This window comes from Halomonas sp. McD50-4, from assembly GCF_022348135.1.
GTDB lineage: Bacteria > Pseudomonadota > Gammaproteobacteria > Pseudomonadales > Halomonadaceae > Vreelandella > Vreelandella piezotolerans.
Genome location: NZ_JAKRFG010000002.1, coordinates 17,500 through 34,117 on the forward strand (window position 1 = coordinate 17,500; position 16,618 = coordinate 34,117).

General features: G+C 60.7%; 13 protein-coding genes. 11 read left to right on the forward strand and 2 right to left on the reverse strand.

Features of this window, described 5'->3' with window-relative positions; translation table 11 throughout:
* Nucleotides 1-8: 8 nt before the first annotated feature.
* From MHM85_RS02705 to MHM85_RS02755, 11 genes are all read left to right on the forward strand, one after another.
* Nucleotides 9-749 carry a heme ABC transporter permease gene (locus tag MHM85_RS02705; protein WP_139525149.1) on the forward strand — a complete coding sequence of 247 codons (741 nt, stop codon included), beginning with the start codon at nucleotides 9-11 and terminating at the stop codon, nucleotides 747-749.
* Complete coding sequence (gene ccmD, locus MHM85_RS02710) at nucleotides 749-997, forward strand: heme exporter protein CcmD (RefSeq protein WP_139525150.1); 249 nt, start codon at nucleotides 749-751, stop codon at nucleotides 995-997. The genes MHM85_RS02705 and ccmD overlap by 1 nt, the downstream gene beginning before the upstream one ends.
* The gene (gene ccmE, locus MHM85_RS02715; RefSeq protein WP_139525151.1) at nucleotides 987-1,496 is read left to right on the forward strand and encodes a cytochrome c maturation protein CcmE; all 510 of its coding nucleotides are present in this window, start codon (nucleotides 987-989) and stop codon (nucleotides 1,494-1,496) included. Before ccmD ends, ccmE begins: the two co-directional genes overlap by 11 nt.
* Before the next feature lie 50 nt (nucleotides 1,497-1,546).
* Complete coding sequence (locus MHM85_RS02720) at nucleotides 1,547-3,553, forward strand: heme lyase CcmF/NrfE family subunit (RefSeq protein ID WP_139525152.1); 2,007 nt, start codon at nucleotides 1,547-1,549, stop codon at nucleotides 3,551-3,553.
* A complete protein-coding gene (locus tag MHM85_RS02725; RefSeq protein ID WP_139525153.1) occupies nucleotides 3,550-4,077 on the forward strand; it encodes a DsbE family thiol:disulfide interchange protein in 528 nt (175 codons plus the stop codon). Before MHM85_RS02720 ends, MHM85_RS02725 begins: the two co-directional genes overlap by 4 nt.
* On the forward strand, nucleotides 4,068-4,538 hold the full coding sequence (locus tag MHM85_RS02730) for a cytochrome c-type biogenesis protein (RefSeq protein WP_139525154.1): 471 nt from the start codon (nucleotides 4,068-4,070) through the stop codon (nucleotides 4,536-4,538). Before MHM85_RS02725 ends, MHM85_RS02730 begins: the two co-directional genes overlap by 10 nt.
* Complete coding sequence (gene ccmI / locus MHM85_RS02735; protein WP_139525155.1) at nucleotides 4,535-5,776, forward strand: c-type cytochrome biogenesis protein CcmI; 1,242 nt, start codon at nucleotides 4,535-4,537, stop codon at nucleotides 5,774-5,776. The genes MHM85_RS02730 and ccmI overlap by 4 nt, the downstream gene beginning before the upstream one ends.
* Before the next feature lie 33 nt (nucleotides 5,777-5,809).
* Nucleotides 5,810-9,310, forward strand: a complete 3,501-nt coding sequence (gene smc, locus MHM85_RS02740; RefSeq protein WP_239284531.1) for a chromosome segregation protein SMC — start codon at nucleotides 5,810-5,812, stop codon at nucleotides 9,308-9,310.
* 589 nt (nucleotides 9,311-9,899) lie between these two features.
* Nucleotides 9,900-11,651 carry a cell division protein ZipA gene (gene zipA / locus MHM85_RS02745; protein ID WP_219862964.1) on the forward strand — a complete coding sequence of 584 codons (1,752 nt, stop codon included), beginning with the start codon at nucleotides 9,900-9,902 and terminating at the stop codon, nucleotides 11,649-11,651.
* Nucleotides 11,652-11,739: 88 nt separating this feature from the next.
* A complete protein-coding gene (gene ligA, locus MHM85_RS02750) occupies nucleotides 11,740-13,776 on the forward strand; it encodes an NAD-dependent DNA ligase LigA (protein ID WP_219862966.1) in 2,037 nt (678 codons plus the stop codon).
* On the forward strand, nucleotides 13,773-14,045 hold the full coding sequence (locus MHM85_RS02755; RefSeq protein WP_139525159.1) for a YheU family protein: 273 nt from the start codon (nucleotides 13,773-13,775) through the stop codon (nucleotides 14,043-14,045). Before ligA ends, MHM85_RS02755 begins: the two co-directional genes overlap by 4 nt.
* Here the strand turns inward: MHM85_RS02755 and mnmC are convergent.
* Together mnmC and MHM85_RS02765 are read right to left on the reverse strand one after the other, a co-directional pair.
* Entirely contained in the window at nucleotides 14,039-16,072 is a 2,034-nt protein-coding gene (gene mnmC, locus MHM85_RS02760; protein ID WP_219862968.1) for a bifunctional tRNA (5-methylaminomethyl-2-thiouridine)(34)-methyltransferase MnmD/FAD-dependent 5-carboxymethylaminomethyl-2-thiouridine(34) oxidoreductase MnmC, read from the reverse strand. The genes MHM85_RS02755 and mnmC overlap by 7 nt on opposite strands.
* A 159-nt stretch (nucleotides 16,073-16,231) precedes the next feature.
* Nucleotides 16,232-16,531, reverse strand: coding sequence for a YciI family protein (locus tag MHM85_RS02765; RefSeq protein WP_219862970.1), 300 nt, complete (start codon nucleotides 16,529-16,531; stop codon nucleotides 16,232-16,234).
* Nucleotides 16,532-16,618 lie beyond the last annotated feature (87 nt).

Below are 16,618 nucleotides of genomic sequence, written 5' to 3' on the forward strand. Positions count from 1 at the left end.
GGAACACCATGTGGGCCTTTATCAACAAACTAAGATCACCCAAATGGTTCTATGCCATTAGCGCCAAACTGCAACCGCTTTTTTGGGTAGCGGCAACGCTGTTGCTGCTGGTCGGCACCGTTTGGGGGCTCGTCTTTGCGCCTGCGGATTATCAGCAGGGTAATAGCTTTCGCATCATTTATGTCCACGTTCCCGCCGCGTTTCTAGCCCAGTCCATTTTCGTCTCCATGGCCGTCTCTGGGCTTGTGTTCATGGTCTGGAAAATCAAAGTGGCGGATATGGCCGCTACCGTGATGGCGCCGCTGGGCGCCGCGATGACATTCGTGGCCCTTTTTTCGGGCGCAGTATGGGGCGTACCGACCTGGGGAACCTGGTGGATGTGGGACGCACGTCTTACGTCCATGCTGATACTGCTGTTTCTTTATCTGGGCGTGATTGCGCTGCGTGGCGCCTTTAGCAGCCGCGATAGCGGCTCTCGTGCTGCGTCGGTGCTGGCGATGGTCGGTGTCATCAATATTCCGATCATCAAATACTCCGTGGATTGGTGGTACACCCTGCACCAGCCCGCCACCTTTACGATTACCGGCCGCGCTGCCATGACCATGGATATGTGGGCGCCGCTGCTCATCATGGTGTTGGGCTTTTACAGCTTTTTCATTGCGCTCACGCTGATGCGCACGCGTAGCGAAATTCTGCGTCGTGAAGCCAACAAGCGCTGGGTGCGCGAGCTTGCCGAGGAGACGAACTAATGGCCTTTTCCTCGCTGAACGAATTTTTTGCCATGGGCGGTCACGCGGTTTACGTGTGGGCTGCCTGGGGAGTCACTGCGCTATTGATGCTGGTCATCGTGTGGCATGCCCGCCAGGAGCGCCGCCAGCTACTTCACGCGGTCAAGCGCCGGGTGCGTCGAGAAAACGCCCAGCGCCAGTCATCGTATGCGCAGTCTTTGCAAGAGCCAGTTACCTCTGCTCAGAAGGACGTTCACCATGACGCCTAAACGTAAACAGAAACTGTTTGTCATCTTGGGACTGCTGTCGCTCACCGCTATTGCGGTGGGGCTCACCCTGTATGCGCTGCGCGCCAACATCAACCTCTTTTTCAGCCCGGTACAAATTGCTCAGGGCGATGCCCCCATGGAGCGCCAAATTCGCGCGGGCGGCATGGTTAAAGAGGGCTCGGTCTCCCGCGACCCGGAAAGTCTGGACGTCGAGTTCGTGGTGACCGACTACGTGGACGATCTAGAAGTGTACTACAGCGGTATTCTGCCGGACCTGTTCCGTGAAGGGCAGGGCGTGGTGGTGGTTGGCGAACTGCAGGCCGATGGCCGACTCTACGCCGATAAGGTGCTGGCACGCCACGATGAAAACTACATGCCGCCCGAAGTGGCGCAGGCATTGGAAGAAGCAGGCTACTCCCCGGCAGACTTTCAAGCGAAAGCCGCCAAAGTGGGCAAGCGCCTAGAGCAGGAAGGCTCCCCAGAAGGAAGCGACTATTAACGGCTGCACGCACGCTGTGCGATAAAGCCTGATGCTAATTCGGAGCACCCATGTTGATTAAGATCATTCCTGAAATCGGCCACTTTGCCCTGGTCATCGCGCTACTCATGGCGGTGGTTCAGGCGGTGATGCCGCTTGCCGGGGCTGCCACGCGTCGCCCGCTGTGGATGGCCTATGGTCGTCCCATGGCCATCGGCCAATTCCTGTTTGTAACCATTGCCTACCTCTGCTTGACCGCCAGCTACATGCTGGACGATTTCAGCGTGGCTAATGTCGCTAACAACTCCAACTCCCTGCTGCCCTGGTACTACAAATTCAGCGCCGTGTGGGGTAACCATGAAGGCTCGGTGCTGCTATGGAGCTTGATGCTGGCGGGTTGGGGATTCGCGGCATCGGTCTTCTCGGGCGACTTGCCCCGCGACATGGTGGCCAGGGTGCAGGGCATTATGGGCATGGTGTGTGTGGGCTTCTTGCTCTTCATTTTGATGACCTCCAACCCCTTCGAGCGCTTGCTGCCGAACATGCCGCAAGATGGCGCCGACTTGAATCCGCTGCTACAGGACTTTGGCCTGATCGTGCACCCGCCGATGCTCTATATGGGTTACGTAGGTTTCTCGGTAGTGTTTGCCTTCGCCATCGCTGCGCTGTTGGGCGGGCGCCTGGACGCTGCCTGGACCCGCTGGGCACGGCCCTGGACCAACGTGGCCTGGGCATTTTTGACGGTCGGGATCGCGCTAGGTAGCTGGTGGGCCTATTACGAACTGGGTTGGGGCGGCTGGTGGTTCTGGGATCCAGTAGAGAACGCCTCGCTGCTGCCTTGGCTTACCGGCACGGCACTGGTGCACTCGCTGGCGGTGACCGAAAAGCGCGGCTCGTTCAAGAGTTGGACGGTGTTGTTGGCGATCTCGACGTTCTCGCTATCGCTGATGGGCACCTTCCTGGTGCGCTCGGGGGTACTGACGTCGGTTCACGCCTTTGCCAACGATCCCTCGCGTGGCTTCTTCATCCTGATGCTGCTGGCGATCACCGTCACGCTATCGCTGCTGGTGTTTGCCCTACGCGCCCCGCGGGTGAGCCATAAAGTGGGGTTCAACTGGCTTTCGCGGGACTCCCTGCTGCTGATCAACAACATCCTGCTGGTCATCATGACCGTCACGGTGCTGCTGGGCACCGTATACCCGCTGATTCTGGACTCTTTGGGGCTGGGTAAAATCAGCGTAGGTCCCCCTTACTTCAATGCACTATTCGTACCACTCACCGTGGTGATGTGTGTCTTCATGGGGCTGGGTCCAGTGGCGCGCTGGAAAAGCATGAGTGGCCGTGAGCTATGGCGTAAGCTGGGATTAGCCGCCGCTGTGGCTCTCGTGTTAGGCATTATCCTGCCGTTGATCTATGGCGGCGAATGGAATTTGTGGGTGTCATTGGGAATCGTGTCGGCGCTATGGATCGTGCTGCCCATGGTGCGCGACCTCTTCGACAAGACCCGTCACGCCAGCTCGATGTTGGCGGGGTTGCGTAAGCTTTCGCTCTCTTACTGGGGCATGGTGCTGGGCCACGTGGGCATCGCGGTGACCATTCTAGGCGTTGCCGTGGTCTCGAACTACAACATCGAACGCAACGTGCGCATGTCGCCGGGCACCACCGTGGAAGTGGCGGGCTATCAGTTCACCATGACGGAACTCACCAACCGTCGTGGCCCCAACTTCCTGGCCGATACTTCGATCATTCAGGTACAGCGCGGGGACGAGGGACGCAGCTTCGTGATGCGCCCCGAGAAGCGCCTTTACCTCGCCACCGGCATGCCCATGACCCAAGTTGCGCTGCGCCCTGGTTTGTTCCGCGACCTCTATGTCGCCATGGGCGAAGACTTGGGCGATGGCAGCTACGCCATGCGCGTCCAGTACAAACCGTTCGTGCGCTGGCTGTGGCTGGGTGGCCTCCTCATGGCCTTTGGCGGCGTTCTAGCCGTTGTGGATAAACGCTATCGTCGTGCCGCGAGTCGCCAGACAGCTCCCGCCCGGACGGATCGTTCGTCGTCTCAGGAGGCTATGGTATGACACGACGCCTGCTGCTTTTACTCCTGCCGATTGGCTTTCTCGGTATCGCGCTGTTTCTGTACCAAGGGTTGGGGCGCGATCCGTCGCAGCGTGACTCTGCGCTGATGGCACGTGAGTTTCCCGTATTCGAAGCCACCACGCTACGCGATGCTGATCGCCAAGTGGATCAAACGCTGATGATGGGGGAGGTCACGCTGGTCAATGTCTGGGGTGAGTGGTGCCCTGCATGTAAGCAGGAGATGCCCCAGCTTTTAGAGCTCGCCGATCACGGCATTCGTATGGTGGGCATCAACTACCGGGACACCCGTGAAAAGGGGCTAGAGTTTTTGAGCGAGTTCGGTGACCCGTTCGAGGTCAACGTGTTCGACCCCGAGGGCAGCCTGGGTTTCGACCTCGGTGTTTATGGCGCGCCTGAGACGTTTTTGGTGGATGCCGCAGGCGTGATCCGATACCACCATAAAGGCTACGTGTCACCTGAAGACGTTCGTGAGCGCATCCTGCCGGAGGTAGAAAAATGGCGTTAATGCGTTGGGTGTTCGCCGTGATGTTGCTGGTACTGTCGAGTAGTGTCGTGGCGGCCGGCATCGAGATTCGCGAATTCGATGATCCGGTCATGGAGCAGCGCTATCGCGATCTGACGTCTTCGATGCGCTGCCCGCTGTGTGAAAATCAGGCCATCGACGACTCGGATGCGCCGATCTCCGGTGACATGCGCGAGCGGGTCTATCAGCTGCTTCAAGATGGTCAGTCCGATATCGAAATCATCAATCACATGGTGCAGCGTTTTGGGGAGTACATCCTCTACAACCCGCGCCTGGAAAACCGCACCTACCTGCTGTGGGGGCTGCCCATCGGTCTGTTCGTCCTCGGCACGCTCGTGGTCGTACTGATGGTGCGTGCTCGACGGAATGCGTCTGCGAAAGCGTTGAGCGCCGAAGAGCGCGCCCGCTTGGATGCTCTGATCAACCGCGAGAGGTCTTCATGACACCGCTCTGGATAGCGATTGCACTACTGTTATTGCCTGCGCTATGGCTGCTGATTGCCCCCATGCGCGGTGCCCGCGTTCTGCGCGACCAGCTAGATCACTTTGAAGCCAACGATACGTCTGCTGAGCAGAACGTGGCGATTTTCCAGCGGCGCATGGCGTCCCTGGAAGCGGCACGCGAGCGTGGCGACATCGACGACGCTCGTTTTAATGAAGATCGCCTAGAGCTAGAGCGCAGCCTGCTGGAAGACACCGCCACTCAGGCCAAGCGGCCGCTGAAAGCTGCGAGCGCTGGACGGCTGGTGGTGCCGCTGGTCATGGTGGCCGTGGTCGGGGCGAGCACGTTTTGGTACCAGCAAAACGGCGCGGAAGGTGACCTGACGCTGTACGCTATCCAGCAGGAGGTCAGAAACGATCCGGAAGGCTCGCTGATGATGTTCCTGGAGAGGATGGAAGCCGAAGCGGAGCGCCAGCCCCACAATCCCAACGTGTGGAGTTCGCTGTTTCCACTCTACCGGGATACCGGTCAGCCTGACAAAGCGGTCGATGCGCTGGAGCGCTTGATCGCCATCGAAGGGCGCATTCCGCCGCTGCTCGCTCAGTTGGCGCAGCTCCGCTTCTTCATGGCCGAGCGGGAGTTAACGCCCGAGGTACAGGCGCTGGTCGATGAAACGCTTGAATTAGACCCCCGTCAGCCGACCGTGTTGGGGCTTCTGGGCATTCACGCCTTCGATAATGGTGATTATGAAACGGCCATCGACCGTTGGCGCCGTGCCGTTGCCAATATTTCAGACCCAGAGACGGCTGCTTCCCTACGTGATGGTATCCGTGTGGCCCAAGGGCGCATGGGCGTTGCACCGGAGTCACCTGCCGCCACTCAGGGCCAAGGCGTGCGGGTGAGCGTCTCGTTGGATGAGGCGCTGGCAGACCGTGTCAGCGACGATGCGACGGTGTTCATTACCGCGCGGGACATCGACGGCGAGCTGCCGCCGCTGGCGGTGACCCGCGCTCGGGTCTCTGAGCTGCCGATGACCGTGGTGCTGGACGACGCCGCTGCCATGTCGCCGCAAGCGCAAATCTCCCAGGTGCGTGAAGCGCGCCTGGTGGTGCGTGTCTCGGAATCTGGGCAGGCCACGCCGCAGCCTGGGGATCTGTTTGGCGACGTGGAGAGCGTCAGCGTCGGCCCCATTCGCGAAGACGATACCGCCAATGTCGTTATCAACCGTGTTTTTGAATAACCACCACGTAAGCTACCGCTGCTAAGGGTCGCAATGCGCTTAACCTCTATACGTCTCGTTGGGTTCAAGTCCTTTGTCGATCCGGTCACCGTGCCCTTCGATGGCAACATGACGGCCATCGTTGGGCCCAACGGCTGTGGTAAATCCAATATCATTGACGCCGTACGCTGGGTGATGGGGGAGTCCTCTGCCAAAACCCTGCGTGGCGAGTCGATGGCCGACGTCATTTTCAATGGTTCTACCGGGCGCAAGCCGGTCGGACAGGCGTCCATCGAGTTGAAGTTCGATAACCGTGAGGGCGGTATGGGCGGTTTGTACGCCCAGTACGCTGAAATTGCCGTCAAGCGCCTAGTCACCCGGGATGGCCAGTCCAACTACTTCTTCAACGGCCAGAAGTGTCGTCGCCGGGATATCGCCGACCTGTTCATGGGCACTGGTCTGGGTCCGCGCTCCTACGCCATCATCGGCCAGGGGATGATCTCGCGGTTGATCGAAGCGCGACCGGACGACCTGCGTGCCACCCTCGAAGAAGCCGCGGGGATCTCCAAGTACAAAGAGCGTCGTCGGGAAACCGAAAACCGCATGCGACGTACTCAAGAGAACCTGGAGCGCCTGGACGATATTCGCGAAGAGCTGGACAAGCAGCTCGAACGTCTCAAGCGCCAAGCGGAAGCCGCCAAGCGTTACCAAGAACTCAAGCAGCAGGAGTATCGCTTGAAAGGCGAGCTGGCGCTGCTGCGCGGCCGTACCCTGCGGGCCGAGCAGTCTCACCAAGAGAGCCGCGTGCGCGAGCTGGAAATTGCCGTCGAGAAAGACGTGTTTGGCGTTCGTCAGTGCGAAACCCGCCTGGAGCAAGCCCGCGAGCAGCATGATGAGCTGGCCGACGTGCTGGACCGCCACCAGCTGCAGTTTTATGAAACCACCACGCGCATTGCCCGCTTAGAGCAGGATCAAGCCCACCGCCGCAGCCGCGAAGCACAGCTGGCCAACGACATTGCCACCGCCCGTAGGGATCTCGACGAGCAGCGTCAGGTCAGCGAGGGCGACCAAGAGCGGCTCGCGGTGATCGACGAGCGCTTTGAAGAGTTGCTGCCCGAGCACGAAGCGCTGGAAGAGCAGCTCGAGATGCTCGAGCAAACCCTGGCCGACGCAACGCCTGCGTTAGAGGCCGCTGAACAGCAGTGGGCCGATGCCGAAAACCGTTGGCGCGAAGCCAGCCGTGACGCCGACCGTAGCCAAGATCAACTGCGCGATTTAGAGCAGCGCATTGCCCGTTTGCAGGCCGAGGGACAACGCCGCCGCCAGCAGCGCGACGAGCTGGCCGATATGACCGCGCTACAAAACGAGCACGCCGAATACCAAGCCCGCCTGGAAGAAGCCGACCAACGTGCCGACGCCTTCCAAGTGGAGCGTGAGCAGTGGCAGCAGCGCTATAGCGATGCCAAACGCGCCTATCAGCACGCCGTGGCCGAGCGCGATGCGCAGCGCGCTGCATTAAGCCAGCAGCAGGGCGAACTCGCCTCACTGCAGGCACTAATGGATGCCGCCTTAGCCGATCACGACCCCCAGCTAAGCGACACGCTGGCCGCTCATGGCCTCGCCGATGCGCCCCGCTTGGGTGAAGCCATCGCGGTTAGCCAAGGCTGGGAACGGGTCATTTCCTGGTTGCTCGCCCCCTGGCTCAACGCCCGCCTGGTAGCCGCTCATCAGCTAAACGCGCTGCCCGAAGCGCTGGCGACGGCGTGGTGCTTGATCGATCAAGCACCGCCTTCCACAGCCACGGCGGGCGCAGGCCATCGCCTCAGCGATTTGGTGAAAGGCGCGGGCGCGCTGACGGAGTGGTTGGCGAGTATTCACTACGTCGGTACTGCTGACGCGGCCGAAGCGTTGCTGCCTACGCTTGCTCCCGGTGAGAGTGTGGTCAGCCAAGACGGCGTATGGCGCGGGCGTGGCTGGCTGCATCAGCAATCCAATGGCGAAGGCGTCGATGCGCTACTGGTCACTCGTCGTCGCTTCGAGGAGCTGTCCACCGAGCGCGAACGAGCAGAAGCCGCGCTGGTCTTGCTAGATGAGCAGTGCGATGTCGCTAGTGAAACGATCGACACGTTGGAACTGACCCGTGAGCAGCAGGCGGAGCAGGAGCGCGACCATGCCGCTACCCGCCAACAGCTAGCGGTGCAGGAGCAGCGGCTTGCCCAGCGCCTGGAGCATTTATCCAGCCGCGCGACGGAGCTGAACGACGAGTTATCGCAACTGCAAGAGGACGAGGCGGAGTTAACGCTTACTTTAGAAGAGCAGCGCGCCCGTTGGCACACGGCCATGGAGCAGTTGGAGGAAGCCGCGCAAGCGCGAGAAACCAGCGCCGAGCAGCGCCAACGTCAGCGTGAGCAACGTGAGCAGCTCAACCAGCAGCATGCCCCGCTCAAGGCGCGTCAGCAGGCGTTGGCACTGGAGCGCGAGCGCTTAAAAGCCGAGCGTGAAAGCCTGCGCGCTCAGCAAGCCCGTTCAAGCGATACCGAAGAGCGCCTCTCGCTGCGTATTGCCGAGTTGGAAGAGTCTCGCGAAATGCTGGTCGAGCCCGATGAGCTGGCAACCGAAGAGCTCGAAGAGCTGCTGCACCAGCGCGAACAGCAGGAGCGGCGGCTCAACGAGACGCGCCAGCAGGCTCAAACCTTGGCCGAGCAGCTGCGCAACGACGAACTAGCCCGCCAGCAGCACGAGCGCAATTTGGAGCAGAGCCGCGAACAGCTACAGCAGCGCCGTATGGAGGTGCAGGCGCTGGCGCTCAAAGCCGCCACCCAAGACGAGCAGTTAGCGGAACTGGGGCACGATGCCGACGCGCTCGCCGCTACGCTGCCCAGCGATGCCAGTGAGCCAGCGTGGCAAGAGCGCTTGGAGAGCACCTCGGAAAAGATCCGCCGACTGGGGGCGATCAACCTCGCCGCGATCGAGGAGTACGACCAGCAGGCCGAGCGGCGTAATTACCTCGAAGCCCAGCATGCTGAGCTTTCCGAAGCGCTCGACACGCTGGAGCGGGCGATCAAACGGATCGACCAAGAAACCCGCGTGCGTTTCCGGGAAACGTTCGATCAGGTGAACAAAGGGTTGCAAACCCTCTTTCCTCGCGTATTTGGCGGTGGGGCGGCGTGGTTGACGCTCACCGGTGACGATTTATTGGAAACCGGCGTGGCCATCATGGCTCGCCCGCCGGGCAAGAAGAACAGCACCATACACTTGCTGTCAGGGGGCGAGAAAGCACTGACCGCGCTGTCGCTGGTGTTTGCCATCTTCCAGCTCAATCCAGCCCCGTTTTGTATGCTGGACGAAGTCGATGCGCCACTGGATGACGCCAACGTGGGCCGCTACGCCAAGCTCGTTAAAGAGATGTCGGAAAGCGTGCAGTTCATCTACATCACTCATAACAAGATCGCCATGGAAGCCGCCGAGCGCCTGATGGGGGTCACCATGCAAGAGCCAGGTGTCTCACGGCTGGTGTCCGTGGGGATCGATGAAGCGGCAGAACTGGTCGAGTAGGGGCATGGTTCGAGACGATATTGGGCGCGGCTTCCCAAGAGTTTCCTTATTTGCTCGTGTCATGTGCCGAGCGCTGCTGGTGAGCGTGTGATAATACCTAGCGTCAATCAGGTCGTTGAGCATTAAGTCTTTTAATAACAGTAGGTTGCTGACAATGAGCCTGGGCGGCTCGAGGTGGGAGTAGGCGCCCGCATGGAAGCGTTACTGTTACGTTAAGTCTGCCCAGCCTGCCGTCGAAAGCGCAAAGGATTAATAAGAAACTAGCGATAGTGAATAACATTCACTAGCATAACGTTTAAATAGAGTGATTGAAGCAGGTAGTGGCTTCCCCTTGCAGGGTGTGTTCAAACACTGTTTAAAGAGATGAAATAACGCGCTGGGCACTTTTGCTGGTTGATAAGGTCGAAAAATTCGCCTAAAAAACGCTCATAGCGGCGCAAACGTGTGAAAATCAGCAAAAGTTGGCTCTTTTCGTAGTAACCGCGCTATGCTTGGTGCTAAATATCGTTTTATAAGAAGGTTCCCATATTCTGGCGTAGTGTAAGCACTGCGCTTAGTAACCGGTTAGATGACCCATGGAATGCTCGACATGGAATTAAGAGAGTGGTTAATCATTCTAGGACTGGCTCTGGTTTCGCTGATCGTTGTTGACGGCGTGCGTAGGCTCCAGCGTCAGCGTCGTGTGCCCCGGCTAGACCAAGCGGTAAAAGATTTGCCTACCGCGAAGTTGGAAGAGTTAGACGACGAGGCGAAAGAAGCCGAGATCAATTGGGAGCTGCCCAACGGCGGTGCTCGGGTCGTCAAACCCGCCGACTATAGCGGGCTGGGACAAAAGCCCAAACTCAAACGCCAAGAGCACCCTGGCCCTTCCAAAGTGCTGTCGGATTTCCGTCGTTCGTTCAGTAAACCCTCTAGTAAAACCACGTCTCGTCCCGAGCCTGCTGCCCCCGGGCCTGCCGAACGGCACGCGGCAGCTCAAGAAGTGAAACCAGAGCTCCGTCGCGAGCCGAGTGTGTTTGCCAAAGACGACGCAGAGGTAACGGCACCCGCACCGTCTGTGGCTGTCGATGCAGAGCCGACCCAGCGAATGCCTGCGGCGACTCAGCCAACGCCTGAGGCAACCGCAACGCCTGACCCCGTCAAGGCCTCCAGCAGCGCACCTGCCATGAGCGCTTCGGCCGAAGAAGAGCCCGCTGTAACGGCATCGGCCGATGAGCTGCCAGCCACTCAGCCTGACATGCCTAAGATGGCCGAAGCGCCCACAGCGAAAGAAGCCGCGGACGATGAGCCGACACCGACTCCCGATCCTGAACCGGTACTGCGCGCTGAGCCAGAGGACGCCGTTTTTGCCAAGCACGCCGCTGATGCCCCCAAACGTCGGCAACTGCGTGATGAGACCGTTGGCGACCGTGAGCTGGACGACGACGAAATCGACGAGTACCGCTTGGTCGATTTCGAAGGTATTGGACGCTCGTTCAAACGCCGCATCATCGAGCGCCGTAAAGAGAGAGCGATCAAAAAGGCCGAGAAAGCCAAACGCGCCGAAGCATTAGCCAAGCAGAAGGCCGAGCGTAAAGCGCTAGAAGCCGAACAGCGCCGCGAAGCCAAGCAGGCTGCTGAAGCGGAAAAAGCACGTATCGCACAAGAGAAGGCTCAAGCCCGGGAGGCCGCTGCCTATGAAGCAGCCGCCCAACAGGAGGCCCCACAGTCGGCGCCTGTGTGGGATGAGTACGAGCACAGCGCACGACATTACGATGAGCATTACCAAGGCGTCGATGACGAGCTGGAAGCGACTTACGCTGCACAAGATAACGTGGTGCGCGCTCATCCCACCTTGGAAAAAGCGCTACGTCACGATGTGAACGGCGAGCACGCCAAAGAGACGTTGGCCAATGCCGACGAGATGGTGGTGATCAGCGTTCTTTCCCGTGACCCGGACGGGTTCGATGGCGGTAAGCTGCTCGAACTCATCATGGCATGCGGGCTGCGCTATAGCCGTACCATGGGCGTATTTCACCGTTTCGAAACGGAAAGCCCGGACAGCGAGCTGCAGTTCTCGATGGTTAACGTGCTCAAGCCCGGCACCTTTCCCATCGAAGAGATGGATGAGTTCGTGACTCCTGGTATTACCTTCCTAATGCCGCTACCCGGCGCGGTGGATAGCTCTGCCGCCTTCGAGGCGATGGTCGAGACCGCCATGGTCGTCGTTCGTCATATGGGCGGTGAATTGAAAGACGAAAACCGTAGCGTGATGACGGCACAAACCATCGAGTTTGCCCGTCAGCGGGTGCACGAATTCGAACGTCGTCACCGTTTGCATCGCCAACTGCAGGCGCGTTAACCGCCACACTACGCTGACACCCGCCTTCTTCTGGAAGGCGGGTGTTTTTGTTACTGAATACCCGTTTCTCTGTCTTCGGAATCTCTGAATGAGTCAGCCTGACCCCACTCTGTTGGAAGAGATCAGCCAGCTGCGCGCCGATCTCGATGATGCCAATCACCGTTATTACGTGCTGGACGAACCCACGCTCACCGATGCGGACTATGACCGTAAACTGCAGCGCTTGAAACAGATAGAGAGCGAGCACCCCGATCTGATCTCCCCCGACTCGCCCACTCAACGAGTCGGTGCCGCCCCGGCAGATGGCTTCCCCGAAGTCGCCCACGCCATACCCATGCTGTCGTTGGATAACGCCTTTAGCCGTGGTGACATCGCGGCCTTTGCCGAGCGCGTTGCGGAGCGTTTGGAGTGCCAAGCCAGCGAGATCGCGTTTAGCTGCGAACCTAAGTTGGATGGTGCGGCGGTCTCGCTGGTGTATGAGCAGGGCGTACTGGTCAGCGGCGCGACGCGGGGCGATGGCCGCACCGGGGAGGGCATCACCTCCAACCTGCGCACGCTGCGCTCGGTACCGCTCAAACTCATGGGCCAGCAGGTGCCTGAGTTACTGGAAGTGCGCGGCGAAGTGATCATGCGCCATGCCGGGTTCGAAGCCCTCAACGAGCGGGCCAGAGAGGAGGGCAGTAAAGTGTTTGCCAACCCGCGTAACGCCGCCGCCGGTAGCCTGCGCCAGCTCGATCCGCGCATTACGGCGACCCGCCCGTTGGAGTTTCACGCGTACCAAGCCGCCCGCTTGGAGCCCGACTTGGGCGACACCACCCACAGTGCGCTGATGTCCCGTTTATCCACCTTGGGTTTTCGCACCAGTACAGAGCTCACCACCCTGCAAGGCCCCGACGCCGTCGCGGACTACTGCGAGCAGCTCGGTGCTAAGCGCGACCAGCTGGGCTACGACATCGACGGCGTGGTGATCAAGGTCGACGACCTGCGCCATCAGCGGGAGCTGGGCTTCGTTGCCCGCGCGCCGCGTTGGGCGGTGGCGTTCAAATTCCCCGCTCAGGAAGAGGTCACTACCCTAAACGACGTGGAGTTTCAGGTGGGACGCACCGGCGCCATTACGCCGGTCGCCCGGTTGGAGCCGGTCACCGTTGCCGGGGTGACGGTCTCGAATGCCACGCTGCACAATGCCGATGAGATTAGTCGCCTGGGCGTGATGATTGGCGACACGGTCGCGATTCGCCGCGCGGGCGACGTCATTCCTCAAGTCGTACGCGTGGATGAAGAGAAGCGCCCGGCGGACGCCCGGGCGATCGTTTTTCCAGATCACTGCCCTGTGTGCGGTTCGGATATCGAACGTATCGAAGGCGAAGCCGTGGCGCGCTGCTCCGGTGGGCTGTACTGCGCCGCCCAGCGTAAAGAGGCGCTAAAACACTTCGCCAGCCGTAAAGCGCTGGATATCGACGGCCTGGGTGAGAAGCTGATCGAACAGCTGGTGGATCAGGCGTGGGTGAAAACCCCGGCCGATCTGTTCCACCTTGGCGTCGATCCGTTGAAGAGCCTGCCGCGCATGGGCGAAAAGTCCGCCACCAACCTGGTCAATGCACTGGAAAAAGCCAAGCAGACCACGCTGGCGCGGTTCATCTACGCGCTGGGCATCCGTGAGGTGGGCGAGGCCACGGCGGCCAATGTGGCCAACCACTTCGGTACGCTGCAAGCGTTACAAGAGGCCGATCTGGCGGCGCTGGAGGCCGTCAATGACGTGGGCCCCGTGGTGGCTGCGCATATCCACACCTTTTTCCGCCAGCCCCATAACCTGGAGACGCTGCAAGCGTTGATCGAAGCGGGCGTGACCTGGCAAGAGGCCGAGGTGACGCAAGGTCCCACGCCGCTGGAGGGCCAGACTTGGGTGCTGACCGGCACGATGGACAGCATGACCCGCGACGAAGGCAAAGCGCGGCTTCAAGCGTTAGGCGCCAAAGTGGCGGGCAGTGTCTCCAAGAAAACGACCTGCCTCGTGGCGGGTGAGGCAGCGGGTAGCAAACTCGCCAAAGCCGAACAGCTGGGGGTCGAGGTGATCGACGAAGCCACGTTCATCGAGCGCTTGGCCGCCTGGGAGCAGAGTCAATGAGCCGTTTCATCGAAGTCCCGGCGCGCATGCTGCCGCCGGACACCCTCACCGCGCTATTGGAAGCCTTCGTCACCCGCCAAGGGTATGACACCACCGATACCGGCGAAGGCATGAGCGGCTGGGTCGCCGAGCTCAAGCAGCAGCTTGACCGTCACGAGCTGATCATTGCCCACGACTTAGAGCTCGAGATGACTGAGGTGATGACTCTCGCCCAGTGGCGCTCGTTTGGGCGAGAGTTAGCGGATGACGAGGAGGAGGGCGACTACTGAGCCCGCACCAGCGCGGTGATCAGCCGCCGCCCCGGATGAAGATGGTCCACCAGCGGCTGCTCGACGGGTAGCGGCTCATCGCAAAGGCGCGATGCAATGACTTCCGCACATAGCGGCGCGCTGGCCAGTCCTCGGGAGCCATGCGCGGTGGATATCCACAGCCCTGGGTAGTGTTCACCGGGGATGGACGGCACTTTCGAGGCATCCTTGCGCAGCACGGCATAGTCCCTCTGCCATGCCGCCGCGTTGGGCACCGGCCCCGCGTATGGGGTTTTATCGGGGCTGGCGGCCCGCACCGCAGCCCGGCCTTCCAACGACTCTGGGTGTAATGAAACGCCGGAGGCCTCAAGCGCGGCCACCCACGCTGGCAGCGCCTGGCGCAGTTCGTCGATATTGCGCTGGTGCTCTTCGTCGATGACGTGGCTCGTCGCGTCGTTGGGAACGAAGCTTGCACCAAAGGTCAGTACGTTCTTGACGGGCGGCGATACGTAGCCTCCCGCGCACACCACTTTATCCGGCGTCTGGGTGCCTTCTGGCAGCGTTAGCTCGCTGACTTGGCCCCGAACCTGCTGCAGCGGCAATTCGGCGGTTTGGGTAAACCGATTGGCCAGCGACGCCGTGGCGATCACCACGTGGTCGGCCTGCAGTCTCTCTCCGTTGGCCAGCGCGACCTGCCATCTCGGTGTCTGTTCCGATGTCTGTGCCAGCCCGGTGACGTCGCCCCGCTGCACGGTAATGCGGGGGTGTTGCAACCACTGCTCGCAAAGCCGTTTTGGCCGTGCCCACCCCGCTTGTGGGTAGTAGAGCCCCTGGGAGGCCGAGACCGGCACGCCCGCCAGCTCGCTGAGTGTGGTGCCGGTGTGTGCCGACACGACGGAGGCGGGCAGCGGGTGATGGGCCATGAAGCGGCGTTGGCGCGAGGCCTCTTTATCGCTGAGCGCCAGCTGCACGACGCCGCACGGCTGCCAAAGCGGCGGCTCCTGTGGATGAGCCGCCGCCAGCTGACCAAACTGGCGCTGGCTATACAGAAGCCCCGCTAAATAGAACCGGCTCTGAAGGTTGGTATCTACCGCCAGCTTCACATAGAGCGCCCCCTGGCGGTTGCCGGAGCCGCCTGCGCCTGGTGCGTCGCGCTCGATGACCGTCACCCGTTTGCCGCGCTTGGCCAACGCCGCCGCCACGCTGCTTCCCGCTAGGCCCGCGCCGATCACCACCACATGGTGCGCGTCGTGGTGATTGGGGGACATGAACCAGGGCGTTGCGCTGCGCCGCGCATCGGTTGGGGGCGTTTCAATGCCACCAGCCAGCATCTCTCGCTTGCGGCCAAACCCCGGTACTTTCTGCCAGTGAAAGCCCGCCGCTTTCAGGCCGCGCTTGACGATGCCCGCGCAAGTAAAGGTGGCAAACGTCGCCCCCGGGCGAGACCGGGCGGCCATGGCCTCGAACAATTCGGGTTGCCACATATCCGGGTTTTTCGACGGTGCAAAGCCATCGAGAAACCAGGCATCCACTTGGCCGTCCAGCAGGTTGAGCCGTTCGGTGGTGTCGCCAAAGTGAAGGTCGAGGGTGACACGCTCGCTTAAATGTAAGCGGTGAATACCGCTGACCGCGTCAGGCCAGAGGGCACATAGCACCTGTGAATAACTCGCCAACGAGGGCCAGGCGCTGAGCGCGCGCGTCAACGCTTCCCGGCTTAACGGAAATTTTTCTGTGGATAACAGGTGCAGTCGCGCGTCGGCTGGAGCGTTCTGCTCGAAACAGGCCCACGCACAGAGCATATTGAGGCCAGTGCCAAAGCCCGTTTCGCCGATCACGAACGCCCGCGATGCCTGCCACGCCGCAAAGCGCTCTGGCAGCCGGTTCGCTCCCAAAAACACGTGCTCGGTTTCGGCACGGCCATCCTCACGGGAAAAATAGACGTCGTCGAAGGCGTCCGAGTGGGGTGATGTGTCGTTCCAAGTGAGCTGTGGGGCGCTCAATGCCGCCAGTGGCGGCAGGGTGGGAGCTTGAGCAGGGCGTTGTGTCACGCGGGCATCCGTGGGTAATGAATGGTTGGTTAAAAAATGATCAATTTGTTCATCGGGGCGCTATCTCTGGCTTATAGAAAAGCGTCCGCCGGGTTTTCACAGAGTTTTCCACAGGCTCTGTGAAAAAGCGGGCGGACCCTCCATACTCGCCCCAAAGCGTCAAGGCAAAACTTTTTTGAATGGCTTAACAATTACCTTGGCATAGATCCCTGCGATGATGTAAGGATCGGCGTCTGCCCATGCCTGCGCCTCTTCTAAACTGTCGAATTCCGCCACGACCAAGCTGCCGCTAAAGCCTGCATCGCCGGGGTTATCGGCATCGATGGCGGGATGTGGGCCTGCCAAAATGAGCCGCCCCTCGTCGCGCAGTGCTTCCAGACGCGCAAGGTGGTCAGGGCGAGCCGCCAGGCGGCGTTCTAGGCTGTTGGCAACGTCTTCGCTGATAATGGCATAAAGCATGGGGATAACTCCTTGAAGGCAGGGGACGTGGCGACGTTGTCGCCAAGGTCAATACATTGACCGCACCCCGGTTAGCGCGCACCATGG

What these genes read in the sequence shown, in the direction of transcription:
- MHM85_RS02705 (WP_139525149.1), top strand. Translation starts at nt 9, where the DNA reads ATGTGGGCCTTTATCAACAAACTAAGATCACCCAAATGGTTCTATGCC.
- ccmD (WP_139525150.1), top strand. Translation starts at nt 749, where the DNA reads ATGGCCTTTTCCTCGCTGAACGAATTTTTTGCCATGGGCGGTCACGCG.
- ccmE (WP_139525151.1), top strand. Translation starts at nt 987, where the DNA reads ATGACGCCTAAACGTAAACAGAAACTGTTTGTCATCTTGGGACTGCTG.
- MHM85_RS02720 (WP_139525152.1), top strand. Translation starts at nt 1,547, where the DNA reads ATGTTGATTAAGATCATTCCTGAAATCGGCCACTTTGCCCTGGTCATC.
- MHM85_RS02725 (WP_139525153.1), top strand. Translation starts at nt 3,550, where the DNA reads ATGACACGACGCCTGCTGCTTTTACTCCTGCCGATTGGCTTTCTCGGT.
- MHM85_RS02730 (WP_139525154.1), top strand. Translation starts at nt 4,068, where the DNA reads ATGGCGTTAATGCGTTGGGTGTTCGCCGTGATGTTGCTGGTACTGTCG.
- ccmI (WP_139525155.1), top strand. Translation starts at nt 4,535, where the DNA reads ATGACACCGCTCTGGATAGCGATTGCACTACTGTTATTGCCTGCGCTA.
- smc (WP_239284531.1), top strand. Translation starts at nt 5,810, where the DNA reads ATGCGCTTAACCTCTATACGTCTCGTTGGGTTCAAGTCCTTTGTCGAT.
- zipA (WP_219862964.1), top strand. Translation starts at nt 9,900, where the DNA reads ATGGAATTAAGAGAGTGGTTAATCATTCTAGGACTGGCTCTGGTTTCG.
- ligA (WP_219862966.1), top strand. Translation starts at nt 11,740, where the DNA reads ATGAGTCAGCCTGACCCCACTCTGTTGGAAGAGATCAGCCAGCTGCGC.
- MHM85_RS02755 (WP_139525159.1), top strand. Translation starts at nt 13,773, where the DNA reads ATGAGCCGTTTCATCGAAGTCCCGGCGCGCATGCTGCCGCCGGACACC.
- MHM85_RS02765 (WP_219862970.1), bottom strand. Translation starts at nt 16,531, where the DNA reads ATGCTTTATGCCATTATCAGCGAAGACGTTGCCAACAGCCTAGAACGC.